Origin of the sequence: Achromobacter sp. NPDC058515 (assembly GCF_042721735.1) — a bacterium.
GTDB lineage: Bacteria > Pseudomonadota > Gammaproteobacteria > Burkholderiales > Burkholderiaceae_B > Achromobacter.
The window spans coordinates 33,602-57,424 of sequence record NZ_JBHXNI010000005.1; the positions used below are offsets into that span (position 1 = coordinate 33,602).

General features: G+C 66.3%; 24 protein-coding genes and 1 riboswitch. Of the genes, 9 read left to right on the forward strand and 15 right to left on the reverse strand.

The window, feature by feature from the left end; translation table 11 throughout:
• Nucleotides 1-50 precede the first annotated feature (50 nt).
• From ACFWP0_RS10920 to ACFWP0_RS10965, 10 genes are all read right to left on the reverse strand, one after another.
• Nucleotides 51-1,184 (reverse strand): efflux RND transporter periplasmic adaptor subunit, encoded by a 1,134-nt coding sequence (locus ACFWP0_RS10920; protein WP_377841935.1) that lies wholly within the window; start codon nt 1,182-1,184, stop codon nt 51-53.
• Between the two features lie 151 nt (nt 1,185-1,335).
• On the reverse strand, nt 1,336-2,820 hold the full coding sequence (locus tag ACFWP0_RS10925; protein ID WP_377841936.1) for a TolC family protein: 1,485 nt from the start codon (nt 2,818-2,820) through the stop codon (nt 1,336-1,338).
• The gene (locus tag ACFWP0_RS10930) at nt 2,813-4,144 is read right to left on the reverse strand and encodes an ABC transporter permease (RefSeq protein ID WP_377841938.1); all 1,332 of its coding nucleotides are present in this window, start codon (nt 4,142-4,144) and stop codon (nt 2,813-2,815) included. Before ACFWP0_RS10930 ends, ACFWP0_RS10925 begins: the two co-directional genes overlap by 8 nt.
• Entirely contained in the window at nt 4,125-5,021 is an 897-nt protein-coding gene (locus ACFWP0_RS10935; protein ID WP_377841939.1) for a hypothetical protein, read from the reverse strand. Before ACFWP0_RS10935 ends, ACFWP0_RS10930 begins: the two co-directional genes overlap by 20 nt.
• Before the next feature lie 61 nt (nt 5,022-5,082).
• Nucleotides 5,083-5,544: a hypothetical protein gene (locus ACFWP0_RS10940; RefSeq protein ID WP_377841940.1), complete on the reverse strand. Its 462-nt coding sequence runs from the start codon at nt 5,542-5,544 to the stop codon at nt 5,083-5,085.
• Between the two features lie 85 nt (nt 5,545-5,629).
• A complete protein-coding gene (locus ACFWP0_RS10945) occupies nt 5,630-6,337 on the reverse strand; it encodes an ABC transporter ATP-binding protein (RefSeq protein WP_377841942.1) in 708 nt (235 codons plus the stop codon).
• A 429-nt stretch (nt 6,338-6,766) separates the two neighbouring features.
• Nucleotides 6,767-8,014 (reverse strand): muropeptide transporter, encoded by a 1,248-nt coding sequence (locus ACFWP0_RS10950; RefSeq protein ID WP_377842334.1) that lies wholly within the window; start codon nt 8,012-8,014, stop codon nt 6,767-6,769.
• Nucleotides 8,015-8,120: 106 nt separating this feature from the next.
• The gene (gene metW, locus ACFWP0_RS10955; RefSeq protein WP_377841944.1) at nt 8,121-8,735 is read right to left on the reverse strand and encodes a methionine biosynthesis protein MetW; all 615 of its coding nucleotides are present in this window, start codon (nt 8,733-8,735) and stop codon (nt 8,121-8,123) included.
• A complete protein-coding gene (locus ACFWP0_RS10960; RefSeq protein ID WP_377841945.1) occupies nt 8,732-9,991 on the reverse strand; it encodes a homoserine O-acetyltransferase in 1,260 nt (419 codons plus the stop codon). The genes metW and ACFWP0_RS10960 overlap by 4 nt, the downstream gene beginning before the upstream one ends.
• Nucleotides 9,981-10,062: riboswitch (SAM riboswitch) on the reverse strand. (Overlaps the previous gene by 11 nt.)
• Before the next feature lie 55 nt (nt 10,063-10,117).
• Nucleotides 10,118-10,873: a GntR family transcriptional regulator gene (locus tag ACFWP0_RS10965; protein ID WP_377841947.1), complete on the reverse strand. Its 756-nt coding sequence runs from the start codon at nt 10,871-10,873 to the stop codon at nt 10,118-10,120.
• 181 nt (nt 10,874-11,054) lie between these two features.
• Here ACFWP0_RS10965 and ACFWP0_RS10970 point away from each other — a divergent pair, with 181 nt between their 5' ends.
• The 5 genes from ACFWP0_RS10970 (at nt 11,055) to ACFWP0_RS10990 (ending at nt 15,725) form a co-directional block, all read left to right on the forward strand.
• Nucleotides 11,055-11,336, forward strand: coding sequence for a UxaA family hydrolase (locus ACFWP0_RS10970; RefSeq protein ID WP_377841949.1), 282 nt, complete (start codon nt 11,055-11,057; stop codon nt 11,334-11,336).
• 28 nt (nt 11,337-11,364) lie between these two features.
• Nucleotides 11,365-12,540: a UxaA family hydrolase gene (locus ACFWP0_RS10975; RefSeq protein ID WP_171665882.1), complete on the forward strand. Its 1,176-nt coding sequence runs from the start codon at nt 11,365-11,367 to the stop codon at nt 12,538-12,540.
• Nucleotides 12,541-12,691: 151 nt separating this feature from the next.
• The gene (locus tag ACFWP0_RS10980) at nt 12,692-13,705 is read left to right on the forward strand and encodes a Bug family tripartite tricarboxylate transporter substrate binding protein (RefSeq protein WP_377841950.1); all 1,014 of its coding nucleotides are present in this window, start codon (nt 12,692-12,694) and stop codon (nt 13,703-13,705) included.
• Nucleotides 13,706-13,750: 45 nt separating this feature from the next.
• Nucleotides 13,751-14,686, forward strand: a complete 936-nt coding sequence (locus ACFWP0_RS10985; RefSeq protein ID WP_377841952.1) for a hydroxyacid dehydrogenase — start codon at nt 13,751-13,753, stop codon at nt 14,684-14,686.
• Nucleotides 14,687-14,717: 31 nt separating this feature from the next.
• The gene (locus tag ACFWP0_RS10990) at nt 14,718-15,725 is read left to right on the forward strand and encodes an Ldh family oxidoreductase (RefSeq protein ID WP_377841954.1); all 1,008 of its coding nucleotides are present in this window, start codon (nt 14,718-14,720) and stop codon (nt 15,723-15,725) included.
• Between the two features lie 12 nt (nt 15,726-15,737).
• On the opposite strand, the gene ACFWP0_RS10995 is transcribed toward ACFWP0_RS10990, so the two are convergent.
• Nucleotides 15,738-16,634 carry an AEC family transporter gene (locus ACFWP0_RS10995; protein ID WP_377841956.1) on the reverse strand — a complete coding sequence of 299 codons (897 nt, stop codon included), beginning with the start codon at nt 16,632-16,634 and terminating at the stop codon, nt 15,738-15,740.
• Between the two features lie 188 nt (nt 16,635-16,822).
• On the opposite strand from ACFWP0_RS10995, the gene ACFWP0_RS11000 reads away from it, so the two are divergent.
• Complete coding sequence (locus tag ACFWP0_RS11000) at nt 16,823-17,038, forward strand: LuxR C-terminal-related transcriptional regulator (protein WP_377842335.1); 216 nt, start codon at nt 16,823-16,825, stop codon at nt 17,036-17,038.
• Here ACFWP0_RS11000 and ACFWP0_RS11005 read toward each other — a convergent pair.
• Nucleotides 17,028-17,567 (reverse strand): hypothetical protein, encoded by a 540-nt coding sequence (locus ACFWP0_RS11005; protein WP_377841957.1) that lies wholly within the window; start codon nt 17,565-17,567, stop codon nt 17,028-17,030. The genes ACFWP0_RS11000 and ACFWP0_RS11005 overlap by 11 nt on opposite strands.
• Nucleotides 17,568-17,612: 45 nt before the next feature.
• Here ACFWP0_RS11005 and ACFWP0_RS11010 point away from each other — a divergent pair, with 45 nt between their 5' ends.
• The 3 genes from ACFWP0_RS11010 to ACFWP0_RS11020 all read left to right on the forward strand — a co-directional run bounded on the left by ACFWP0_RS11010 (nt 17,613) and on the right by ACFWP0_RS11020 (nt 20,725).
• Entirely contained in the window at nt 17,613-18,521 is a 909-nt protein-coding gene (locus ACFWP0_RS11010) for an alpha/beta hydrolase (RefSeq protein WP_377841959.1), read from the forward strand.
• 32 nt (nt 18,522-18,553) lie between these two features.
• A complete protein-coding gene (gene gshA, locus ACFWP0_RS11015; protein WP_377841960.1) occupies nt 18,554-20,125 on the forward strand; it encodes a glutamate--cysteine ligase in 1,572 nt (523 codons plus the stop codon).
• 78 nt (nt 20,126-20,203) lie between these two features.
• Entirely contained in the window at nt 20,204-20,725 is a 522-nt protein-coding gene (locus ACFWP0_RS11020; protein ID WP_377841961.1) for a lipocalin family protein, read from the forward strand.
• Nucleotides 20,726-20,764: 39 nt separating this feature from the next.
• Here ACFWP0_RS11020 and ACFWP0_RS11025 read toward each other — a convergent pair whose 3' ends face one another.
• The 3 genes from ACFWP0_RS11025 to ACFWP0_RS11035 form a co-directional block, all read right to left on the reverse strand.
• A complete protein-coding gene (locus ACFWP0_RS11025) occupies nt 20,765-21,709 on the reverse strand; it encodes a succinylglutamate desuccinylase/aspartoacylase family protein (protein ID WP_377841963.1) in 945 nt (314 codons plus the stop codon).
• Between the two features lie 30 nt (nt 21,710-21,739).
• A complete protein-coding gene (locus tag ACFWP0_RS11030; RefSeq protein ID WP_377841964.1) occupies nt 21,740-22,729 on the reverse strand; it encodes a Bug family tripartite tricarboxylate transporter substrate binding protein in 990 nt (329 codons plus the stop codon).
• A 151-nt stretch (nt 22,730-22,880) separates the two neighbouring features.
• Nucleotides 22,881-23,795, reverse strand: a complete 915-nt coding sequence (locus tag ACFWP0_RS11035; RefSeq protein WP_377841966.1) for a LysR family transcriptional regulator — start codon at nt 23,793-23,795, stop codon at nt 22,881-22,883.
• Nucleotides 23,796-23,823 lie beyond the last annotated feature (28 nt).

Consider the following 23,823-nt stretch of genomic DNA (forward strand, 5'->3'; position numbering starts at 1 on the left):
GCGCCGCCTTCGGACTGCTGATAAACCCCAGGTTTTTCGGGCCAGGGGGTTTAACCTGTGGGCACAAGCACATAGCCCGCCTGCAAGCCTTGTATTTCAATACCCTGGATGATGGCCCGGCCCGGCGTGACTACCGTTTTCGATGGCGCGGCGTCAGGGGTTGCGCGATACATGACGTAGGTTGCTCCTTCATCGTCCGTGCGCAGGGCCTGGGGCGGCACCACAATGCCTTGATCATTCCGGTACAGGATGACCGCCAGACGGGCGCTCATGCCGAGCCTGGCCTGTCGCGCAGCCCCGGCCTGCGGCGCATCAACTGAAATCACGACGTCATAGTGGGCGGCGGCACCCGGCGCGCCTGCCGCGTTGCCTTGCACCGCGATGGTGGCGATACGGCCAGCCAGCGTTTGACCGGGAAAGCCGTCGCCTGTGATTTGAACCGGCATCCCTTCGAGCAATTGATGCAGATCGGCTTCTTCCACTCTGGCGAGCACCTGGATGCGATCCAAGCCGATCACCGTCAGCAACGGTGCCCCTTGGGTCACCTGCAAACCCGGCTGGACGATGATGGCCTTGCTGCCGTCTTGCGGTGTTGGCCGAACAACCACGCCTGCAAATGGCGCCTTGAGATCCTGCCGTTCACGTTGTTTCGTCACGGCTTGATAGCGTGCCTGCGCGTTGGTCAGCTCCATTTCAGCAATCTTCAGCCGCATGCCTTTCCCGCGCGCTTCGGCGGTGCGCAGCTCGTCCCCGGCGATGAGAAAATCCTGTTGCTGTCTGCGCACTTGCTGCGCGAGCGTATCGACTTCCATGCGGGCGACAATGCCGCGCTCGAACAGCGCCCGCGTGTCGCGCAGGTTTGCCTGGGCTACATCCAGTGCCGAGCGGGCATTCTGTACGGCGTGCCGGGCACGGAAAACTTCCGGGCTGTTGTCCCAGTTGCGCAGTTGATGAGCTTCCCGTTGTGCCTTGAGCAGCTCTGCCTGCGCCTGGCGCACCTGGATTTCGATCTGTCCTGTGTCCATGCGCAGCAGCGTCTGGCCCGCCTCGATGGCCTGGCCTTCCTGCGCCAGCACTTCGCGGATGACACCCTCGAACGGGGCGGACAAAGTCTCCTGCCGCGCGGCCTGAATACGCCCGATCATTCCCAAGTGCTGTTCGACCCGTTGAGGTCGCACCAGCATCCAATTAGCCTGTTCAGCCTGTGACGGCGCGTCGCCGCCATCCCTCCCGGACTCCCACCGCACTACTGCCACCACCAGAAGCAGCACCAAGAGCGCCGACGGGATGGGCCGGCGGCGGACAGGCGCAAAGAGACGGTCTGGCAGACGGCATCTAGTCATTAAGTGCTATATCCCACCTTTGCAGCGTGGTGCCCAGCGTGTGATCCAGTTCAGCCTGCGCGGTCAGGTAGCTGATGAGCGCATTGAGCCGTGCATTCTCGGCATTGCGCAGATCGCCTTCGAAGCTCAGCACCTGGAAGTTGCTGGAGCGGCCCACGGTGAGTTTTTCACGTTCAATGTCCAGCTTCCGGCGGGAGAGGTCGCGCGCCCGTTGGGCGATTTCGTACTGCCGCCAGCGGGCGCCGATATCGCGCACAGCGTTCATCACGTCGCGCTCCAGTTGCTGACGAGCGTTCGACAACTGGATTTCCTGATTGCTGAGATTGACTTGCGCCCGCACTTCGGCCTGGCGTGTGCTCAGGTCGCCAATGGGAATTTCCACTTGTATGCCCACATAGTTTTCCCAGGTGCGCGCAGTGCCCGTCAGCGTGTTGCGATCGCGCACCTGACGGGCGCCGCCCACCAGCGAAACATCCCAGAGACGGTCATTTTTCGCCGCCGCCAGATTGATGGCGGCCTGTTCGCTGGCGATGAACTGCGTAAGGAAGTTGGGCTGCGATGCCGCGGCTTGCAGCAGGGCTTGCGCGGCGTTAACGTCCACCCGTCGGGCCTGCAGAGCCTCGGTCGCCACGATAGGCGTGTTCAGATTCAGGGCAAGCAACTGCAACAGGGCGAGCCGCGCCGCATCCAGCTGATTGCGGGCGTCTTCATGAGCCAGTTCCCGCGAGGCGACCTCGGCTTGCGTCTGCACAATCTCGAACTCGGCCATGCGGCCGGCCGCGATCATGGCGCGGTTGACCTCGACCAGCTGACGGGCGCGCCCCAGTGATTCCTGCGAGATTTTCAGCTGTTCCTGGGCCTGCAGCAGCACGCGGTAGGATGCGATCACCTGTGTAATGGTCTGCGAGACGGTGGATTTCAGGTTGAGGCGGTTAGCCTGTTCGGCCAGCCGCGCGAGGCGCACCGGCGCTGTCGAAATGTCCTTGCCTGCGCGCCGTAGCAGTGGCTGGATCACCGAGATATTGGCCCCGTCATTACGCGACAGCCCGGCCTCATCGGCCTGGGTGTGGCGATACGTCCATCCCAGGCTTACGCGGGTGCCATGCTGCGTCAGCAGTGTGGTTGTGGGCGTTACGGCGCCCTGCCGGTAGCGGTCATCCTGATTGCGGTTGGACAGGTAACTGCCGCTGAGCATCAGCTTGGGTGTGAAGCGGTCTTCGGCCACGCGCAGGTCGAACTTTTGGGCAATGCGATCCAGATAGGCGCTGCGGATCGAACGGTTGTCGCGCAGCCCCAGGTAGATCGCATCGCCGAGCGTCAGGTCGATGGCTTTCGCATTAAGTGAAACGCTGTCCGGAGCCGGCGACGGCTGGCCTTGGCGGGTAGCCTGGGACGGGCGCAACTGCCCATCCGTCCGCCCTTGGGCGGCGACAGGCACCACCCACATGAGCGCGATAAGGATATGCGCTCTACGCATCGCGCAACGCCTGTACAGGGGTAAGGCGTGCCGCCGCCATTGCGGGCGACAGGCCAAAGAACAAGCCGGTTGCGATAGCGCTGCCAATGCCCAGCGGCAGAGCCGCGGGCGACAACGCAAACGATGACCAGCCCGAGTAATGAACAAAGACCCATGCTGCGATCAGGCCGACCGCCGAACCTGACAGCGCACCCGCGGCGGACAACACGACGGCTTCCAGCAGGAAGAGCCTGGCAATGTCCTTGGGGCGAGCGCCTAGCGCCATTCGAACGCCGATTTCACGGCGTCGCTCGGCTACGTTCATCACCATGACGTTCATGATGCCGATGCCGCCCACCAGCAGCGCAACGCCACCCAGGCCAGCCAGCAACCAGGAGAACAGGCGTGACTGTCGCGCCATGCCATCCAGCAGTAAGCGAGGGACTTGCACGCTTACGTCGAAGTTTGGCATCTTGTCTTCGAGCCAGTGCCGAGCGCGGGAAGCGGTCTGTGACAGCGTGCTGCTGTTGGCGTTGCGAAGCAGTACGCTGGTGATCTGTGGGGCAGGAATGATGCGCCGCATGCTTTCCATGGGCAGCAGAATGGCGTCGTCCGGAGAAACGGGAAGCAGAGGATTCTGGCCTTCGGGCTGCAGGATCCCGATGATCTGGAACAGGTAGCCCCCAATTTGGATAGTGTCGCCTAGTGCGACCTGAACGCCAGCGTTCTCCCACTCGTTCACGACATTCGCACCCAGCACGGCATGGGTGCTGTGCGTATCGTATCTACTCAGGAAACGCCCCCGCGCCAGGCCGAGATCCAGCACGCCAGGAAGCTCTGCGCCACTACCGAGCGTGATTGCGCTCAGGACGTGCCCTTTGAGCCTGACTTCCATGCTTGTTGGAATCACAGGGGCGGCCGCGGTTATGTCGGGCACAGCCCTGCGCAATGCGCCGATATCCAGTGTGGCGATGTTGGGAAGCGCCTCGCTGCGGCTGCCAGTGGGCATTCGCACGTTCGCCACAAGCAGGTCGCTGCCCATGCCTTTGAAAACGCTCATGGCTTCGCGCTGGGCATTGTGGCCGATGTTCAGCAATGCCACTACCGCCATGCAGCCGACCGCGATCCCCAGCAGTGCCAGGACGGCTCGGCGTCCCAGCAGGCGAAGGTTCTCCAGCGGCTCGCGCAGCAGTTGCCGCCATGAGGGGCCGTAGCCTGACTGCGGGGAAGCGACGGTTGTGCCGGCATGCCGGACGCGTCTCGGGCGGACTGAGCGCGGCCCGGGCATGCCAGCGTCACGCAGTGTCAGGCGACGAAGGGGCGAATCACGATTTCGCCAAGACATTTAAGAAGTCGATGGTGCGCATTCGCGCCACCTCAATCGCAGTCAGAAGACCCTCCGCCAGGCCATGTTTATCCGCGGCAACTTTTACGGGCTTCCCATTGATCATCTGAAAACCATTCTTGCGCCCGGCTTCCGTGATATGGAAGACGTCATCGATATTGACGAAATCCGGTTCGCTCGGCGGCCTGACGACTTCGCTGGACAGTTCCACAAAAAAGTTCTCCTTGCCCTCGCTCTCGTAGGTTGCGAACCTGCTATCGAAGAGGTCTTCCGGGGACACGCCGCGCTTGCCGAACTTGTTGACAACTTCCTCCAAGAACTGGAAGTTGGCGCGATGGCTGAACGAATAGCCAGGGTCAAGCTCGAAGCGCAGAAAGCCTGCGTCCAAGCGGCTGCTCGCCATGGCATCGCCGTCCAAGATGCGGTTCGCCGTCGCAGCGTCCTTCCCGGTGAAATGGAAGGTTTGAGCACGGCCAGCCTCGTCGAACATGCCGCCGCTGTTCGCATTTCCTGCAACTCGGTTGAACATGCGGTAATGGCCAAGGTCGGCAGCCAGATCATCGACGTATCGCAAGTCCACACCCTGCTGATAAGCCTGGCCATAAAGATCAGCCAGCATGTCGCGATCGGCGGCGGTCAGGAAGTGGCGGGAAGACAGGCCAATGTTGTCATTGGTAAGCGTCGTTTCCCAGCGGGGTTCCGCGCTTTCCGAGCCGAATAGCCGCAACAGCATGATGCTGCGGCCGCTGAACGTTGCCACGCTGGATAAGGGTGCCTGTTCGGCCTGTGGAGGGCCGGCAACGGGTTTGGTCATGCCCGGCCGCGTTGGCGCAATTTCCTGAATCCGGATGTAGCCGGCATATTCTTGAATTTTCATGCTGACCTTGAACCTCAGGTTCTACCCGAACTGACTCGGGCAGTCGGTTGACGCAACTTACTCAGTAGCTGTACTCCCAGGTCGCGCTTTCCTCACCGCTGGGATGCAAGTTTCCGGACTGACCCGTAACCTTGTGCGTGATCATCAACTGGGCGCCGGCGCCAAACCGCAGATCATTGAATTGGGACGTCGAGCCGGTTGAGCCGCTCAGTACCTGAACGCACCGTGCCGGCGAGCTCTGGTAGGGTTCGGAATAGCAGAGCTCGGTCGTGTCGGAGGTCGCCTGCGGATATGCAGCAATCTGGTATCTCACCAGGGTCAACGTCTTCGTATTATTCAGCGTGCCTGGCGGAAATGCGGTGGTGCCCGCAATAAAAAGGTTCTGGTCCAAGCCTTCCCCGTTTGAATATACAAAGATGATTTTCCCGGCCGCTGACTTTGTGATTTGGCCGGTCTCCGCGTGGACGGGCAATGCCATGGCCAGCCCCAGGAACAGAGAAAGCGAAAGATGCTTTTTTTTCATTTTTTGGTCTCCGAATGGCCCTACGTAATCAAGTGCGGTTTGGCACTGCGCACTGGCTGGAAGCACCGCGCGAGAGCTTCCTAATCTATTGATTGCAATACCCTGGAAATCGGATTCGGCCGTCCACGACCTGGAGGCAGCGCGCCATGCGCCCGGCAAGCCCGCTGTCATGCGTTACAAGCACCAACGTCGTGCCGCATTCCCGGTTCAGCGACAACAGCAGATTGATAATGTCCTGAGCGGTCTGGCTATCAAGGTTGCCGGTGGGTTCGTCGGCCAGCAACAGTGCCGGATCGCCGACCAGGGCGCGGGCGATCGCAACGCGCTGACGTTGCCCGCCCGACATATCAGCAGGACGGTGGTGGCGGCGATTGGTTAGGCCTACTCGTTCCAGCTGCGCCTGTGCCGCTTGCCGGGCTTGCTGCCGCGGCACCCCGCGATGCAACAGAGGCAGTGCCACATTGTCCAACGCATCGAGCCGCGGCAGCAGATTGAAACTCTGGAATACGAAGCCGATGATCCTATTGCGCGCTATCGCACGTACCTCGGCACTGGCGCGAGACATATCCTCGCCCGCAAGCAGCACACGCCCCGAGGTGGGTTCGTCCAGAAGCCCGATGAGATTGAGCAGCGTGCTCTTGCCCGAACCTGATGCCCCGACAATGGCGCAGCTTAGCCCCGCAGGGATAGAGAACGACACATCATGCAGTACGGCCTGAGTGGAAGCACCCGTCGCATAAGCGTGCGTGATGCCTTCCAGGCGGATCAGATCGGCATCGATGACTCCTGGCATCCTCCCTCCAGCGTGTTTGCCATCTCATTCTGTGGTGCTGCATCAGACTGCTTTTGCAGCTACGGCTCCGCGTCTACTTGCGCTTTCCCGCGTATTCCACGTTGCTTAACCGTTAATTTCCGGACTCAGTGTATTGAGATTTTTTTTATTTATATAAGTCGGATATGGAATGGAGTTATAGATAGATCCCATGCCTACAACATGGAATTTCTACATGCATCTGCCGGAGGATTCCACCGATTGGCGTCCGGCAATTTGTACGGATTCGCGGGCATGAACTGGATTCCGTAGCTTTACGGCAGCGCCACGTGTGGCGGCGGAGCGTCTGCCGCTCCGCGCCAAGATGAGATTTCGGATATGCCCGCGCATGAAGGCGGATGGCAAGTTGGGGCGCAACTTGCCCAAGGGGCAATCCAGGAAAAGGCGCCGCTACGCCTCGCCCTGTTTTTCCATGGTGTCGATGGTGCCGCGCAGGATCTTCAGCAGCACCAGCCCCGGCAGGGCGATCGCCACTGTCAGCAGGAAGAATCCTGGCCAGCCCATGTGCTCCACCAGCGGCGGGGTCAGCGGCCCCGCCAGATAGGTGCGGCCCACCGCCGACAGCGCCGACAGCAGGGCGAATTGCGTGGCCGAGAACCGCTGGCGGCACAGCGCCATCAGCAGGCCCACGAAAGACGCGGTGCCCAGGCCGCCGCACAGGTTCTCGATCCCGACGCCGGTCGCCATCAGCCAGATGTTCTTCGGACTGACCGCGATCAGCCAATACGCCAGGTTGGACACGGCCTGCAGCAGGCCAAAGGCCATCAGCGAGCGGTACAGCCCCCAGCGCGACATGAGCGATCCGCCGGCCAGCGCGCCGATGATGGTGGCCGCCAGCCCCAGCACCTTGTTCACGGTGCCGACTTCCGTGGGCGTGAAGCCCGCCCCGCGGATCAGGAAGGTGGTGGACAAGGCGCCGGCGAACGCGTCGCCCAGCTTGTACAGCACGATCAGCAGCAGGATCGCCAGCGCGCCGCGGCGCGTGAAGAATTCGTGCAGGGGCTCGGCGACTGCTTCTCGCAGGCTGCGCGGCGCGCGCGCCACGTTTTCCGGCTCGGGCGCCCCGAGCGTGGCCAGCGCGCACAGCAGCATCAGCCCGCCCATCACCATATAGGTATGGCCCCAGCCGATCCACTGGTCCGCCATGATCAGCGCCAGCCCACCCGACGCGATCATGGCCAGCCGGTAGCCCATTACCTTCACGGCCGCGCCGGCGCCGCGTTCCTCCTTGCGCAGCACGTCCGTGCAATAGGCGTCGAAAGCGATGTCCTGCGTGGCGGACAGGAAGGCCACCAGCACCGCCAGCATGGCCAGCGGCATCAGCGACGACGACGGCGACAGCACGCCCATCGCCATGATGGTCACCGCCAGCAGCAGCTGCGTCACAAGCATCCAGCCGCGCCGCCGGCCCAGCAAGGGCGGCACATAGCGGTCGACCATCGGCGCCCAGAGAAACTTGATGGTGTAGGCCGTGCCTACCAGGGTGAGGAAACCGATTTCCTGAAGCGGAACGCCCTCGACGGTGGCCCAGGCCTGCAAGGTGCCGCTGGTCAGGGCCAACGGCAACCCGCTGGCAAACCCCAGGACCAGCAAGGGGGCAACGCGGGGGCTGGTGTAGACGTTGGATACAGCGGTGATGACGGTCTCCTGAAACGTGGCCGGCGGCGCAACAGGCGCTGGCAGCGGGCTTGCGGCATTTTAGGGCGTGTTCGTCCGCCGCGTCAGGAGCAGGCGTGTCGGAATGTCAGGGCGATGCGAAGCGATACACCGCCAGGGTGCTGCGCCAGCTGGGGAACACCCGCACTTCCTTGCCTTCATTGAAGGTGGCGCGTTCCAGAATGCTCACGCCCACCTCGCCGGCCAGCTGCTCAAAGTCGCGCAAGGTGCACAGGTGGATGTTGGGCGTGTTGTACCACTGGTAGGGCATCTGGCCCGTCACCGGCATGCGGCCGCGCAGGATGGCCCAGCCGTGCGGCCAGTAGCCGAAGTTGGGAAACGACACCACGCCAAACCGCGCCACGCGCGCCATTTCCCGCAAGATGTGTTCGGTGCGGTGCATGGACTGCAAGGTCTGCGACAGCACCACGGTGTCGAACTGCTGGTCGTCGAACAGCGCCAGGCCGTCCTCCAGGTTCTGCTGGATGACCTCGACGCCGCGCCGCACGCAGGCGATCACGCAGGTGTCGTCCAGCTCCACGCCCGCGCCGCGCACCTGGCGGTGGTCGCGCAGGTGCGCCAGCAGCGCGCCGTCGCCGCAGCCCAGGTCCAGGACGCGGCTGCCGGGCTCGATCCAGCCCGCGATGCGCGCCAGGTCGGGCCGCAGCGCGCTGTGGGCATAGCGGGGAGTCACGGGGGTCATTCTGAGCATCCTTCGGTCAAGGCGGCGGCGCCCAGGCCAAGCTCGCGGGCGATGCGTTCGTAGTAGCCGCGAACCACGGCATGGTAGCGCGCGTCTTCCAGCAGGAACGCGTCATGGCCATGCGGCGCGTCGATTTCGGCATAGGTAACGGGGCTGGCGTTCTTGAGCAGCGCGCGCACGATCTCGCGCGAACGCTCGGGCGGAAAGCGCCAGTCGGTGGAGAACGACACCAGCAGAAAGTCGGACTTGGCGGGCGCCAGCGCGCGGGCCAGGTCCCCGCCCGTCATGCGGGCCGGATCGAAGTAGTCCAGCGCCCGCGTGATGAGCAGATAGGTGTTGGCGTCGAAATAGCGGGTGAACTTCTCGCCCTGGTAGCGCAGGTAGGACTCCACCTCGAACTCGACGTCGTAGCCGTAATGGTATGCGCCGTTCTCGGCGGGAGCGCGCTGCGCGCGGCCGAACTTCTCGGCCATGTCGTCATCGGACAGGTAGGTGATGTGGCCAATCATGCGCGCCACCGACAGGCCGCGGCGCGGCACGGTGTCTTGCGCGTAGTAGTCGCCGCCGTGGAAATCCGGGTCGGTGATGATGGCGCGGCGGGCCACTTCGTTAAAGCCGATGTTCTGCGCCGACAGGCGCGGCGTGCTGGCGATGACGATGCAGTTGGCCACGCGCTCGGGCAAGGTGATCGACCAGCTCAGCGCCTGCATGCCGCCCAGCGATCCGCCCATCACGGCCGCGAAACGCTCGATGCCGAAGTGGTCCGCCACCCGCGCCTGCGCGCGCACCCAGTCTTCCACGGTCAGCACCGGGAACGCGGCGCCCCAGGGTTTGCCGGTCTCGGGATTGATGCTGGCCGGGCCGGTCGAGCCGAAGCAGGAGCCCAGGTTGTTGACGCCGATGACGAAGAAAAGGTTGGTGTCCACCGGCTTGCCGGGGCCGACCATGTTGTCCCACCAGCCCACGTCGCTGGGGTTGTCCGCCGCCTGTCCCGCCACATGGTGCGAGGCATTGAGCGCATGGCAGATCAGGACGGCGTTGCTGCGCCGGGCATTGAGCGTGCCGTAGGTTTCCACGGCAAGTTCGTAGGCGGCCAGCGACTGGCCGCTGAGCAAAGGCAGCGGCTCATCGAAATGGATGAAAGTGGGAGCGACGAGGCCGACCGAGCCGGGATCAACGGCATCGGAAATCGTGACGGTTGCGGGAACGAACCCGCTGGCCGAATCACCGGCCAAATTCTGGGCAGGAGTGGTCATACGGACCTCTTTAGCTGGATTTATTGGAAGGCGCCCGCAAGCGGATCAGGCAAATCGGCGCCGAAAATTTGGTGCTGCGGCAAGAATTCTAGCACTGCTTGAAGGGCACGTCGGGGGCCCGGCGGCTCAGGCGCCGGCCTCCCAGGGTTCCTGGCCCAGATATTCATAGCGTCCGGTGTTCACGCGCGAGACGCGCCACTCCACCGGCTGGCGGTTGTACGAAAAGGCGACCCGGCGGATCTCCAGCAGGGCGGCGCCCTCGGGCACGCCCAGGCAGCGCGCGTGCGTGCGCTCGGCAAGGCACGTCCGCAGGCGCTCGTCCGTGGCGATGACATTCACGCCGAAAACGTCCTGGTACAGGGCGTACAAGGTGCTCGCGCGTTCGCGCAGATGCGCCTCGGTGAGCCCCGGGAAGCGCGACTCGGGCAGGCAGACGTCGTCCGCCATGACCACGTCGCCGTTAAGCGACAGCACGTTCAGGAATTCGTACACATGGGCGCCCGCCGCCAGGGCGAGCTTTTCGCGCGCGACGGCCGACGCCTTGACGCGGCGAAAGCGCAGCAATTCGGTGGTGGGGTACGACTTGTTGCCGTCCTGCCTGACGATGCGGAAGAACTTGAAGAAGTGGTGGTTGCGCGTGTGCACCGCAACGTAGGTGCCCCGCCCTTGATGGCGGACCAGGATGTTCTCGGCGGCCAGGTCGTCGATGGCCTTGCGCAAGGTGCCGATCGATACGCCGAACCGCTCGGCCAGATTCTTTTCCGGCGGGATGGCCTCGCCCTGCTTCCACTCGCCTTGCGCCAGCGCGGCAAGCACGGCCTGCTTGACCTGCTCGTACAAGGGACTGCCCAAAGGCACAGTCGATGACAGGCTGGTGTTCATGGGTGCATCGCAATATTCATGGACCCCCAGTGTAGCGGTCCGGGCGTCATCCCCTCAAGTCATACAATTCATATATATGATTTAGTTGACATTGGAAAAACGCGGCCATAAGATTTCCTGGCCGTTGTGATCCGCGCCGCCCGCAGCACCTCGCGGCGCCCCTGACCAAGAGAGGAAGACAATGATTCACGCCGTATTGCACGATGCGAAGGACACGGTGGCGGTCGCCGTGGTGGAGGGCCTGACCGCCGGAACGGAGCTCAATGCCTGGATCATGGATGAGGACAAGATCATCCATGTGCGGGCCGCCCAGGACATCCCCATCGGCCACAAGGTGGCGATGAAAGAGATGGCGGTGGGCGACACGGTCTTCAAGTACGGCGTCGACATCGGCCGGGTGGTCGCGCCCATCAAGGCCGGCGAGCACGCCCATGTGCACAACATCAAGACCAAGCGCTGGTAAGCGTTCCCCCATCGCACAGGAAACCACCATGTCCATCATCAATGCCCAGACCACGTTCCAAGGCTATCGCCGCGACAATGGCCGCGTCGGCGTGCGCAATCACGTCATCGTCCTGCCCGTGGACGACATCTCCAACGCGGCGGCCGAAGCCGTCGCCAACAACATCAAGGGCACGCTGGCCCTGCCCCACCCCTATGGCCGGCTGCAGTTCGGCGAAGACCTGGAGCTGCACTTCCGCACGCTGATCGGCACCGGCTGTAACCCCAACGTCGCGGCGGTGGTGGTGATCGGCATCGAAGAAGGCTGGACCAAGCGCGTCGTGGACGGCATCGCCGCCACCGGCAAGCCGGTCATGGGCTTTTCCATCGAACTGCACGGCGACCACGACACCATCATGCGGGCCTCCCGCTGCGCCAAGGAATACGTGCATTACGCCACCGCGCTCACGCGCAGCGTATGCCCCATCTCGGACCTCTGGGTCTCCACCAAGTGCGGCGAGTCCGACACCACGTCCGGCTGCGGCGCCAACCCCACCGTGGGCAACGCCTTCGACAAGCTCTATGCGCTGGGCTCCACCCTGGTGTTCGGCGAAACCTCCGAGCTGACGGGCGGCGAGCACATCGTGGCCGAACGCTGCGCCAACGACGCGGTGCGCGAGCGCTTCATGTTCATGTTCAACCGCTACCAGGCCATGATCGACCGCTGGAAGACCAGCGACCTGTCGGAGTCCCAGCCCACCAAGGGCAATATCGCCGGGGGCCTTACGACCATCGAGGAAAAAGCGCTGGGCAACATCCAGAAGATCGGCAAGCAATGCCGCGTGGACGGCGTGATCGACAAGGCCGAGATCCCCGACGGCCCGGGCCTGTGGTTCATGGACTCGTCCTCGGCCGCGGCGGAAATGGTGACCTTGTGCGCCGCATCGGGCTATGCCGTGCACTTCTTTCCCACCGGCCAGGGCAACGTCATCGGCAACCCGATATTGCCGGTTATCAAGATCTGCGCGAATCCGCGCACGGTCCGCACCATGTCCGAACACATCGACGTGGACACCAGCGGCCTGCTGCAGCGCGACATCGACCTGAACCAGGCGGGGGACAAGCTGCTGGAGTGCATGCTGGCCACCGCCAACGGCCGGTGGACCGCGGCCGAGGCCCTGGGCCACCGTGAATTCGTCCTGACGCGGATATTCGAAAGCGCATAGCCCGCCCCGCCGGCGCGTCCAGCAAAACGCGCCGGCAAGCCTCGCGGCGCCATCGCAGCATCACGAAAACACCAGCAGACCCGGGCGCAGACCGCGGCAGCATAGGCGTGTGCATTCCTACCCGGGCTCCACCCCCAAAGGAGGAAGACAGATGAGTAGCGAACCGCAATACCCCCTGCAGGACGCGCAGCGCCGGCGTCTGCTCGGCGCCCTGGGCGCCGCCGGCCTCTGTGCGCTCGCCCCGTGGGAACGGGCGCTGGCGCAGAAAGGCCCCTGGCCCGAGCGGCCCATCAACTACGTCGTGCCCTTTCCGCCGGGCGGACTGACGGACGTCGCCGCCCGGCAGGTGGGCAAGGCGCTGGGCGACGCCGAACGCTGGAACGTGGTGGTGGAAAACAAGCCGGGCGGCAGCGCGAACATCGGCGCCGCCCACGTCTCGCACGCCGCCCCCGACGGCTATACCTGGCTGGCCATCACCCTGTCGCATGCCGCCAACGCCACGCTGTTCGCGGGCAAGGCGGGCTATGACCTGACGCGCGACCTGACGCCGCTGGCGGGGCTGGCGTCTTCGCCCATCATGGTGGTGGTCAACGCCAAGAGCCCCATCAAGAGCATGGACGACCTGGCGCGCGCGGCCCGCGCCAAGCCGCTGGCGGCGGGCTCCAGCGGCAACGGCACGCCGCCCCACCTGACGCTGGCGCTGTACCAGAAGCTTACGGGCACGCCGCTCACGCATGTGCCCTACAAGGGCGGCGCGCCCTCGCTCACGGACCTGATCGGCGGGCACCTGGACGTGGTGTTTTCCAACTATCCCGAATCCCTGTCGCATGTGAAGAACGGTTCGTTGCGCGCGCTGGCCATCACCACGCGCGAGCGCAGCGCCGAGCTGCCCGACGTGCCCACGGTGGCGCAGGCCGGCCTGCCGGACCTGATCGTCGAGAACTTCACCGGCGTGCTCGCCCCCGCCGGCACGCCTCCCGAACTGATCCAGCGCATCGGCGGCGCCATCGTGAAACAGGTGTCGCAGCCCGCCATGAAGCAGGCCCTGCTGCAGCTGGGATTCGTGCCGCAGCCGCGCGGGCCCGACGAGTTCGGCGCCTACCTCAAGTCCGAGGTGGACCGCTGGGCCAAGATCATCCGCGACGCCAACATCCAGATCGCCTGACGCGGCAAGCCCCCGAATCCCGCCCATCAATAAAGGAGTCCGCGGATGCGAGTTCTTATTTCGGAGTTCATGGATGCGCCCGCCGTCGATGCCTTGCGGCAACGGTTCGACGTGCGCTACGCCCCCGACATGGTCGAGCAGCGCGGCGCCTTGCTCGAAGCCGCGGGCGACGCCGACGCCCTGATCGTGCGCAACCGCAGCCAGGTAAACGCCGAACTGCTGGCGGCGGCCCCGCGCCTGCGGGCGGTGGGCCGGCTGGGCGTGGGGCTGGACAACATCGACCTGCCCGGCTGCGCGGCGCGCGGCATCCAGGTGGTGCCGGCAACCGGCGCCAACGCCCGCGCGGTGGCCGAGTACGTCATCGGCACGATGCTGGCGCTGTTGCGGGGCGCCTACGCCGCCACGCCCGACGTGGCGGCGGGACGGTGGCCGCGCGCCGCCCTGTCGCAAGGCCTGGAGGCGCAAGGCCGCACCCTGGGCGTGGTGGGCTTTGGCGGCATCGGCCGGCTGGCCGCCCAGCTGGCGCGCGGCCTGGGCATGCGCGTCGTGGGCAGCGATGCGGCGCTGCCGCCCGGCCATCCGGCCTGGGAGGAAACCGGGGCCGCGCCGCTGTCGCTGGATGCGCTGCTGGCGCAGGCCGACGCGGTGACGCTGCATGTGCCGCTTACCGCTGACACCCGGCATCTGCTGGATGCCGCCCGCATCGGCCGCATGCGTCCGGGCGCCATCCTGATCAACACCTCGCGCGGCGGCATCGTGGACGAAGCCGCGCTGGCGGCGGCGCTGGCCTCGGGCCGCCTGCGCGGCGCGGCGCTGGACGTGTTCGAGCAGGAACCCTTGCCCGCCGGCAGTCCGCTGGCGAACGCCCCCAACCTCATCCTCACCCCGCACATCGCCGGCCTGACGCAGGAAGCCAACACCCGGGTTTCCGACATGGTGGCCGCCGGTGTGACAATAGCGCTTACCGGCGGCGCCCGATGACGCGCGGCGCGCGCTCCCTGACAGGAAGGATATGGCTCACATCTATCTGGACGAACTCCAACACCTGGCGGCCGCCGGCCTGGCCGCGGCCGGCGCCAACCCGGCCATGGCGGACAGCACCGCCCGCGCCCTGGTCTTTGCCGAAAGCCAGGGCATCAGTTCCCATGGCCTGTCGCGCGTGCCCTTCTATGCCGGCCACCTGCGCGCGGGCCGCGCCATCGGCTCGGCCGTGCCGCGCATCGTGCACGAGCGCGGCGGCGCGGCGCTGATCGACGCCGGCTCGGGCCTGGCCTTTCCCGCCTGCGCCATGGCCGTCGAGCAGGCCGCGGCGCGCGCCCGCGAACATGGCGTGGCGTTCGTCGGCGTGGCCAACAGCCATCATTTCGGCGAGGCCGCGTACCACCTGGAGGCCTTGGCGGATGCGGGGCTGGTGGCGCTGGCGCTCAGCAACTCGCCCGCCGCCATGCCGGCCTGGGGCGGCAAGCGCCCGCTGTTCGGCACCAACCCCATCGCGGCGGTCTTTCCCCGCCGCGGCGGCGCGCGCCTGGTGATCGATCTGTCGCTGTCGCAGGTGGCGCGCGGCAAGCTGATGATCGCCGCCCGCGACAACCAGCCCATTCCGCTGGGCTGGGCGCTGGATGCTAACGGCCAGCCCACCACCGATCCGAAAGCCGGCCTGGCGGGCAGCATGCTGCCCGCGGGCGGCGTCAAGGGCGCGATGCTGGCGCTCATCGTCGAACTGCTGGCCTGCGCGCTGACCGGCGCGCACTTCGGCTTTGAGACCGAGTCGTTCTTCGTGGACGAAGGCGGTCCGGCGCGGCTGGGGCAGGCCTTCATGGCCATCGACCCGGGCGCGCTGGCCGGCAACAACGCTTATCTGGATCGGGTCGAAACCCTGGTGGATGCCATGCTGGAAGACGAAGGCGTGCGCCTGCCGGGCGAGCGCCGCCGCAAGCTGCGCGACGAGGCCGTCGCGCACGGCGTGGACATCCCCGACCCGCTGATGGCGCAGCTGCGGTCGATGGCCGGCGCGGGCTGACCGGCCCGCGCCCTACCTCGCGTGGGAGAACCACAGCATCAGGGGCGCCAGCAGCAGGAATACCACGGTGGACACCAGCACGGCGCCCGCCGCGGTGTCTCCCAGCGGGGTATAGCGCCTGGCGTACATGTAGCTGACCACGGCGCAAGGCATGGCCATCTGCAAGGTCAGCGCGCCGGCCAGCACGGGCTCCAGGTCCAGCGCCCACGCCACCGCGTACCCCGCCGCCAGGCCCACGATCAGCCGGATCGCCGCCACCTTGGCGCCGTCGCGCATCCCGTTGGAAGGAATCAGCGCCAGGGCGTGGCCCAGGCTCAGCAGCATCAGCGGCACCGTCACCGCGCCCAGCATGCGCGCCGTCTCCACCACCCATTCCGGCACCGGGATGTGCAGCATGCGCATCGCCACCGCCACGACGGACGCCAGCAGGATCGGGCTCTTCCAGCTTCCCTTGGTGTTCACTCCCGGCAGCAGCCGCACGGCGAGGGTGTGCATGACGAAGGAATTCACCGCAAAGAACGCCACTGCCACCGACAACCCCGCATCGCCGAACGCAAGCTGCGAAATCGGCAGCCCCAGGTTGCCCGCGTTCGGCAGGAACGCGGTGGGCAGCAGGGTGCGCACCGGCAGCTTCCAGACCTTGAGCAACAGCGCGCAAAGCACCGCGCACAGCAGCAAGGCGATCAGGGTCGCCATGGCCACGTCGGCCAGCGCGCGGTCGTCCAGGTGGGTCGTGACAAAGGTGTGGAACACCAGGGCGGGCGTGGTCACCGAGGTCACCAGCGTGGTGATGAAGCTGCCGCCGAAGGGCAGATCGCGCTTGCCCCAGAACAACCCGATCCCCACGCAGAAAAGCAGGGGCAACATCAGCACGATGGCCGAAAGATAGAACTGCGCGATGGCCAACATACGACTATTCCGTCAGAGATAAAGAGATTGATGCGTCACGGCATCATTGCTTGCCCTGCTGGCGGCGAGGACCGCAGCATGAGGCCATTGTTCATTGAAGGGCGCCCTGCCCCGCCGCCATGTCCGCCATCGCCCCGCGCTTCCCATCCCCCGAGCCGTCCGCCGCCGCAAGCCGCGACGCCCTGCCCTTGGCCGCCAGGCCCCTGTCCGAACGCCAGGCCGCGTGCCTGCATTGGTCGGCCGCGGGCAAGACCAGCTGGGAAACCTCCCGCATCCTGGGCCTGAGCGAAAGCACGGTGAATTTCCACTTGCGCAACGCCTGCGCCAAGCTGGGCGTGCGGGGCCGGCGCGCCGCGGTGGTCGCAGCCCTCAGGTTGGGGCTGCTGGGTCCCGTCAAGGCTTGACGACCACCGAACGCAGGAATTCGCGCGCGCGTTCGGCGGGCAGGCTTTCCTGAGTGCCGGCGGCCACCGCCTCGATCAGCATAGTGTCGGTCACCCAGACCTTGGCGCGCAGCAATCCGGGCTTGCCCATCGCCTTGCCATGCACCTCGATTTCCTGCCCGTACGCCGGCCATTCCGTCGGCGGCGGCGCCTGCATGTTGGTGTAGAGCGAACGCATCAGCGCCATGCCCAGCGCCTGCCTGGCCACCGGGTCCGCGGCAATCTCGGGCGGCAGCGGGGCCGACCCCACGGCGAAGACCGCTTCGTCCACGGTGGCGCTGGCCAGGGTGAAGCGCAAGGTGTGGGTATCGAGCTTCAAGTCGCGGGTATCCGTCATGACGCGGGCAGGAAAGGCCGCGCGCACATGGCCGTCGGCCACGTCCATTTCGCGCCAGTTGTAACTGGGCGAACACGCAACCAGCAGCAGGGCCAACCCCACAAAGGCAGCGGTTTTCTTGAACATGCAACGAAACAGCGATGAAATCGTCATTACCCGAGGACCCGGACGGTCTATTCAATTCGAGGAAGCCAGAAATTGTCGCCGATTTCGATGACCCCCGCGCCCGACGGCACGCCGTTGGCCAACTATGCGTGGCCTGCCGCCCCCAATGTGCCCCCGCCTGTAACCGGCCCGGGCTCCCCCAGTATCTACCTGCTGCACGGACTTAGCGAGCACGCCGGGCGCTATGACCGGCTGGCGCGCTGGCTGACCGCCCGCGGCTGGACCGTGGGCGCGCACGACCATCGCGGCCATGGCCGCTCCGGCGGAAGGCCCGCAACCCTGAGCCAACAGGAAGACCTGGTGACCGACGCCATCGGCAGGCTCCAGGCCTGGACGCAGGCGCAAGGGCGCCCGCCCATCCTGCTGGGCCACAGCCTGGGCGCCCTGGTGGCGGCGCGGATCGCCCTGCGCCGCCTGGCCGAACTGGACGGCCTGGTGCTCAGTTCGCCGCCGTTTGTTGTCAATGTGCCACTGTGGGTGCGCCGCACCCTGACCTGGATGTCCCTGCACGCGCCGAACCTCCAAGTGCCGCACGGGCTGGCGGCCGCCCGGATCTCCCACGACCGCGCGGTCGTGAAGGCCTACCGCGCCGATCCGCTCGTGCGCCGCCGGATGACGGGCCGGCTGGCCCGCTTCGTGGACGAGGGCGGGCGGGAATCCCTGCGCGAGGCCCATCTGCTGCCCTGTCGCACCCTGCTGATGGTGGCGGGCGACGACTCCATCGTGGCCGCCGAAGGCAGCCGCCAATTTGCCCAGCGGGCGCCGGCGGAACTGCTGACGCTGCGCTGGTACGACACCGCCTGGCACGAGATTTTCAATGAAACCGCCCCCATCGCCGATCCGGTCTATGCCGACCTGGACGAGTGGCTGGCCCGGACGTCCCAGGCATTGTCCCTGTCCCCAGTATTGGTTCCCTCGGCACAGGAGGCCGGCACCCCGTAAAATCCGGCGACAGCCCCAAACGAGAAGAATCCGTGACTGATACCGCCGCCAACCGCCTCTCCCGCCTAGAGGCCAACCGCTCGCTGCTGACCCAGACCCTGCGGGGCATCGAGAAAGAAGGCCTGCGCGTGGACGAACAGGGCATCCTGTCCCGCACGCCGCACCCTGCCGGCCTGGGCTCGGCGCTGACCAACGAGCACGTCACCACCGATTATTCCGAATCCCTGCTCGAACTCATCACGGGCACGCATACGGACGTGGACGCGCTGCTGGCCGAGCTGACCAACACGCACCGGCATGTCTACAGCGTGCTGGACCATGAACTGATCTGGAATCAGTCCATGCCCGCCACGCTGCCCTCCGAAGCGGACATTCCCATCGCCTGGTACGGCAAGTCCAACACGGGCATGCTCAAGCACGTGTACCGCCGCGGCCTGGCCGAGCGCTACGGCAAGACCATGCAGTGCATCGCCGGCGTGCACTACAACTTCTCGCTGGCCGAGGACCTGTGGTCCGTGCTGGATACGCGGCCCGGCTCGGTGCAAGACCGCCGCTCGCGCGGCTACATCAGCCTGATCCGCAATTTCACCCGCTATTCCTGGCTGTTGATGTACCTGTTCGGCGCGGCGCCGGCGCTGGCCAGCGATTTCCTGCGCGGCCGCGAGCATCCGCTGGAAACCCTGGGCGACCACACGCTCTACCTGCCCTACGCCACCAGCCTGCGCATGAGCGACCTGGGCTACCAGAACAAGGCGCAGTCGCAGCTCAAGCTTTGCTACAACGACCTGGACACCTTCCTCGGCCGCCTGTACGACGCCGTGTCGCAGCCCTGGCCCGACTACCAGAAGATCGGCACGCATCGCAACGGCGAGTGGATCCAGCTCAACACCAACGTGCTGCAGATCGAAAACGAGTACTACTCCAGCATCCGCCCCAAGCGCGCCACCGGCCGCTGCGAGCGCCCCATCACGGCGCTTGCCGAGCGCGGCGTGCAGTACGTGGAAGTGCGCTGCCTGGACATCGACCCGAACTCGCCCGTGGGCATCGACGCCGCCACCAGCCGTTTCGTCGACGCCTTCCTGTTGTTCTGCACGGCCTCCGACAGCCCGTTCTTCCCCGCCAACGGCTATTGCCAGCGCAGCGCCGACAACTTCTCGGTCGTCGTCAAGGAAGGCCGCAAGCCCGGCCTGATGCTGGACCGCGAAGGCCAGCCTGTCGGCCTGGCGCAATGGGCCCACGAGCTCCTGGACCAGATCGCCCCCTACGCCGCCCTGTTCGACTCCGCCCTGGGCGGCAGCGCCTACGCCGAGGCGCTGGCCGCGCAACGCGCCAAGCTGGACCAGCCCGACTCCACGCCGTCGGCCCGCCTGCTCGCCTCGCTCAAGGACAGCGGCCTCTCGTTCCACGACTACTCGCTGGACCTGAGCCGCAAGCACGCGGATGCGCTGCGCGCGCAGCCCCTGCCCTCGGACCTCGCAACGGCCTACCAAGAGGCCGCCGTGCAGTCCGCCGCCGAGCAACGGCGCCTGGAGCAATCGGACACCGAGGATTTCGACACCTACGTGGCCCGCTATCACGCCGCGCTGAAGGCCCCGCGCAAATAAGGCGTATCGTTGAGGTTTGGTTCGCGCGGGCCCGCCCGGCCGTGCGGGCCACATCAGTCAGATCAGGAGGTTTTTCCCATGCGCCGCACCGCAACATTTTTGCTGGCCCTGGCCGCCAGCATGGCGGGAACCGCCCATGCCGCGCCGCCGCCCATGCAAACCGTGCCGTCGGTGGACCTGAAGCGCTACGCGGGGATGTGGTACGAAATCGCGAATTTCCCGATGTTCTTCCAGCGCAACTGCGTGGGAGACACCACCGCCGAATACACCGCGCATGCCGATGGCACGGTCGGGGTGAACAATCGCTGCCGCACCAAGGACGGCGACATCGATTCGGCCTCGGGCACCGCCACCGTGGTGGAAGGCAGCAACAACGCCAAGCTTGAAGTCTCGTTCGCCAAACCCTTCAAGGGCGACTACTGGGTGATCGGCCTGGACCCGGAATACCGCTGGTCGGTCGTCGGCACGCCGGACCGCGAGTATTTGTGGATATTGTCGCGCTCGCCGCAAATGACGAAGGAAGAACTGGACAAGGCGCTGGCCGCCGCCACCGCGCAGGGCTATCAGCTCGACGAACTGCGCTACACGCCCCAGAAATAGCGGAAAGGCGCGCCCCCGGGGCGCGCGCACGCGCGAATGTCAGCCGGCGTAGTCCCGCGCCAGCCTCACCACGGTGACGCCGGGCTTTAACTGCCGCAGCGACGGCATGATCAGCGTGCAGCGGTCGTAGGGCGTCAGGATGGGATTGCCGTCCGCCCACCCGATCACCGCGCCCGCCTCTTCGAACGTTTCCAGGCCCGTCCAGGGTTGCGAGAAGCGCACGTCCATGGACGGCGCCACCACCGCGTCCGTCACCTCCAGCACCCGCTGAGCGGCCGGATCCGGCAACAGCCAGCCCGACGGCAGGTCGGATGCATCGATCACCCCCGACTCCAGCAGCATGCGCGCCGCCATGTCGCGCGCCACATCGCGCGAGGCCAGCTCGCCATGAAAGCCGCATTCGATCAGCAAGGCGCACGCGTCTTCGCGCGACGGATCGCCGAACTGGGCAAAGTCGCGCATGCGCACGCCGTCCTTGTGGCCGGCGTCCACGATCACGTGCTGCGGCGCCTTCAGCCGCCGCGCCAGCGCAATGTTGCGCGGCAAGACGCCGGTAAGCAGCAGGGGCGCGCCGGGCTCGTGCATGGAATGCAGGTCCAGCAGCCAGTCCGCGCGCTGCACCCAGGGGCGCAGCGCGGCGCCGCGCTGGCGGTCCGGCGTCGTGGGATTGTCCAGGCGTTCGGCGCTCCAGACGCGGTTCATGTCTTCCTGCACGAAGCGCGAGGCGTCGTGATTGGCATGGTCGAAGCGGTCGAACGCATCCAGGTTGCAGAACGCAAGCGTCAGGCTGCCCCGGCGCGGGCGCACGCCCGCGGCCAGCAGATCCTTCAAGGCCCAGGCGCCGCACAGCTCGTTGCCGTGCACCAGCGCGGACACCATGAGCGCCCGCCCCGGCACGCCCGAATCAAAATGCCACACGCCCGGCGTGCCGGTATTGCCGGCGCGTTCGGCGCTCAGGTCGGGAACGGGGAGCTTGAATTCCATGGAGAGGTCCGCTTGTCTGCTAACTGGCGATTACTGGGCTTCGATCTTGGCGGCCTTGACCAGCGCGCCATACTTCTTGGTTTCTTCGGCCTGATAGGCCACCGGGTCCAGGCCCGGCTTGGACAGCACGCCGCCGGCTTCCTGCATCTTGGCGCGGAACTGCTCCGACTTCAGCGTGTCGGCAAGCGCGGTGCGCAGCTTGGCGGCCACGGGTTCCGGCAGGCCGGCCGGTCCGTACAGCGCGAACCAGACGCTGATGTCCACGGACTCGAAGCCCGGGGTCTCCGCCAGCGCGGGCAGGTCCGGCGCCACCGGCGAACGGGTCTTTTCCGTCACGCCCAGGGCCACGATCTTGTCCCCGCGCACTTGCGGCAGGCCCGAGGACAGCACCAGCATGCCGTAGTCCAGCTGGCCGCTCATCAGGTCCGTCACCAGGGGCGCCACGCCGCGGTAAGGCACGTGCTCGGCGCGCGTGCTGGTGGACTGGTTGATCATCTCGCCCGCCAGATGCAGGGTCGTGCCCACGCCCGACGAGCCGTAATTGAAGCTGCCCGGCGCGGCGGCGCGCAGCTTCTGCAGGTACTCGGCGGCGGTCTTCACGCCCGAATTCTTGCTTGCGGCCAGCAGCATGGGCTGCGAGGCGATCACGCCCAGCGCCGAAAAATCCTTCACGCTGTCGTACTTGACCGCGCTGTTGATCATGCGGGCAATCACCATTTCGTTGGTCGAGCCCAGCAACAGCGTGTAGCCGTCCGGCGCGGCCCGCGCCACGCGCTGCGCGCCGATCGTGCCGCCGGCGCCGCCTACGTTCTCCACCACGACGCTCTGGCCCATGCGCTTTGCCAGCTCTTCGCCGAACAGGCGCGCGGTCAGGTCCACGCTGCCGCCGGCCGGGTAGCCCACCACCAGCGAAATGGCGCGCTCGGGATAATCGGCGAACGCGGACGGGGCCGCGGCCAGCGCGGAAGTGGCGCAAAGCGCGACAAGCGCGCTGCGCAGCGGATGCAATATGGACTTCATTTATTTCTCCCTGGGGTGCTGTGGCGGACGGCGGCGCCGTCTCATTTGAGGTTTCGGGAGCTATTCTCCTGCCGGGACCAGGGGCATTCCGTGCCAAGTCGGCACATTCCGGTGCTGATTCGCTTCGGCGCCCGCCTTGCGCGTGCGCCGCCTAGGCCTTCCGGCTGGCGGTGGCTTCCCAGGCGGCCTCGGCAAGGTCCGCCAGCCTGGCCCGCGACCGGTACAGGCGCACCTCGAAGGCGATTTCGTCGCTGCGCCCGCCCAGCGCGGCCAGCGCGCCCCGACGGCAATCGGCCGCCACCATCGACCAGGGCAGCCAGGCCACGCCGAGGCCCTTGGCCACGGCGCCGTGCGCGGCGTCCAGCGAATCGCTGCGCAGGAAAGGCGCCAGCGCATACGGTGTGGTTTCCAGGCGGTCGCCCACGATGCGTTCCATCGCCAGGCCCCCCGCATAGGTGATCAGCGGCGCGGGATGGCCGCCCTCCTGCAGCGCATAGCGGGCGCGCCCCCGCGAATCCGCCTGGCTGACCGGCACCAGCTTGTCGGTGCCCAGCGTCATGTAGCGGTAGCGCCCCGGGCTCAGCTGCACCGACAGCGCCGGATGCTCGTAGCAGCACAGCAGGTCCACCTTGCCCTGCTCCAGCCGCGCCGCCATGTCCTGCATCATGCCGGTGGACAGTTCGACCTGCGTGCCCTCGGTCAGCACCTTGGGCGTCCGATGGCGCAGCCTTGCGATCCAGTCCGCCACCAGGGTCCGCGCCAGGCTGCGTCCCGTGGCGATGCGCAGCACGGCCTCGCCGGCCGCGCCCGAGCTGCGGATGCGATGGCGCACCAGCCCCATCTGCTCGACCACCTGCGCCGCCGTCTTCAGCAAGGCCTCGCCTTCGACCGTCAGCGTCACGGGCAGGCGCTGGCGCTCCACCAGCGGCGCGCCCGCCCAGGCTTCCAGCGCGCGGATGCGCCTGCCGAACGCGGGATGCGTCACATGGCGCAGCTCGGCCGCGCGCACGAAGCTGCCGGTCTGCGCCAGCGCAATCAGGTCTTCAAGAAGTTTCAGGTCCGCCATGGACGCCAAGCTTACGGCATGGCGCCAG

Coding starts and splice junctions, on each gene's coding strand:
- ACFWP0_RS11005 (WP_377841957.1), bottom strand. CDS start 17,567: ATGACGATTTCATCGCTGTTTCGTTGCATGTTCAAGAAAACCGCTGCC.
- ACFWP0_RS11030 (WP_377841964.1), bottom strand. CDS start 22,729: ATGAAGTCCATATTGCATCCGCTGCGCAGCGCGCTTGTCGCGCTTTGC.
- ACFWP0_RS10925 (WP_377841936.1), bottom strand. CDS start 2,820: ATGCGTAGAGCGCATATCCTTATCGCGCTCATGTGGGTGGTGCCTGTC.
- ACFWP0_RS11020 (WP_377841961.1), top strand. CDS start 20,204: ATGCGCCGCACCGCAACATTTTTGCTGGCCCTGGCCGCCAGCATGGCG.
- ACFWP0_RS10945 (WP_377841942.1), bottom strand. CDS start 6,337: ATGCCAGGAGTCATCGATGCCGATCTGATCCGCCTGGAAGGCATCACG.
- metW (WP_377841944.1), bottom strand. CDS start 8,735: ATGACCCCCGTGACTCCCCGCTATGCCCACAGCGCGCTGCGGCCCGAC.
- ACFWP0_RS10980 (WP_377841950.1), top strand. CDS start 12,692: ATGAGTAGCGAACCGCAATACCCCCTGCAGGACGCGCAGCGCCGGCGT.
- ACFWP0_RS10975 (WP_171665882.1), top strand. CDS start 11,365: ATGTCCATCATCAATGCCCAGACCACGTTCCAAGGCTATCGCCGCGAC.
- ACFWP0_RS10965 (WP_377841947.1), bottom strand. CDS start 10,873: ATGAACACCAGCCTGTCATCGACTGTGCCTTTGGGCAGTCCCTTGTAC.
- ACFWP0_RS10935 (WP_377841939.1), bottom strand. CDS start 5,021: ATGAAAATTCAAGAATATGCCGGCTACATCCGGATTCAGGAAATTGCG.
- ACFWP0_RS11025 (WP_377841963.1), bottom strand. CDS start 21,709: ATGGAATTCAAGCTCCCCGTTCCCGACCTGAGCGCCGAACGCGCCGGC.
- ACFWP0_RS10920 (WP_377841935.1), bottom strand. CDS start 1,184: ATGCTGGTGCGACCTCAACGGGTCGAACAGCACTTGGGAATGATCGGG.
- ACFWP0_RS10985 (WP_377841952.1), top strand. CDS start 13,751: ATGCGAGTTCTTATTTCGGAGTTCATGGATGCGCCCGCCGTCGATGCC.
- ACFWP0_RS10940 (WP_377841940.1), bottom strand. CDS start 5,544: ATGAAAAAAAAGCATCTTTCGCTTTCTCTGTTCCTGGGGCTGGCCATG.
- ACFWP0_RS10995 (WP_377841956.1), bottom strand. CDS start 16,634: ATGTTGGCCATCGCGCAGTTCTATCTTTCGGCCATCGTGCTGATGTTG.
- ACFWP0_RS10960 (WP_377841945.1), bottom strand. CDS start 9,991: ATGACCACTCCTGCCCAGAATTTGGCCGGTGATTCGGCCAGCGGGTTC.
- ACFWP0_RS10930 (WP_377841938.1), bottom strand. CDS start 4,144: ATGTCTTGGCGAAATCGTGATTCGCCCCTTCGTCGCCTGACACTGCGT.
- ACFWP0_RS10970 (WP_377841949.1), top strand. CDS start 11,055: ATGATTCACGCCGTATTGCACGATGCGAAGGACACGGTGGCGGTCGCC.
- ACFWP0_RS11035 (WP_377841966.1), bottom strand. CDS start 23,795: ATGGCGGACCTGAAACTTCTTGAAGACCTGATTGCGCTGGCGCAGACC.
- ACFWP0_RS10990 (WP_377841954.1), top strand. CDS start 14,718: ATGGCTCACATCTATCTGGACGAACTCCAACACCTGGCGGCCGCCGGC.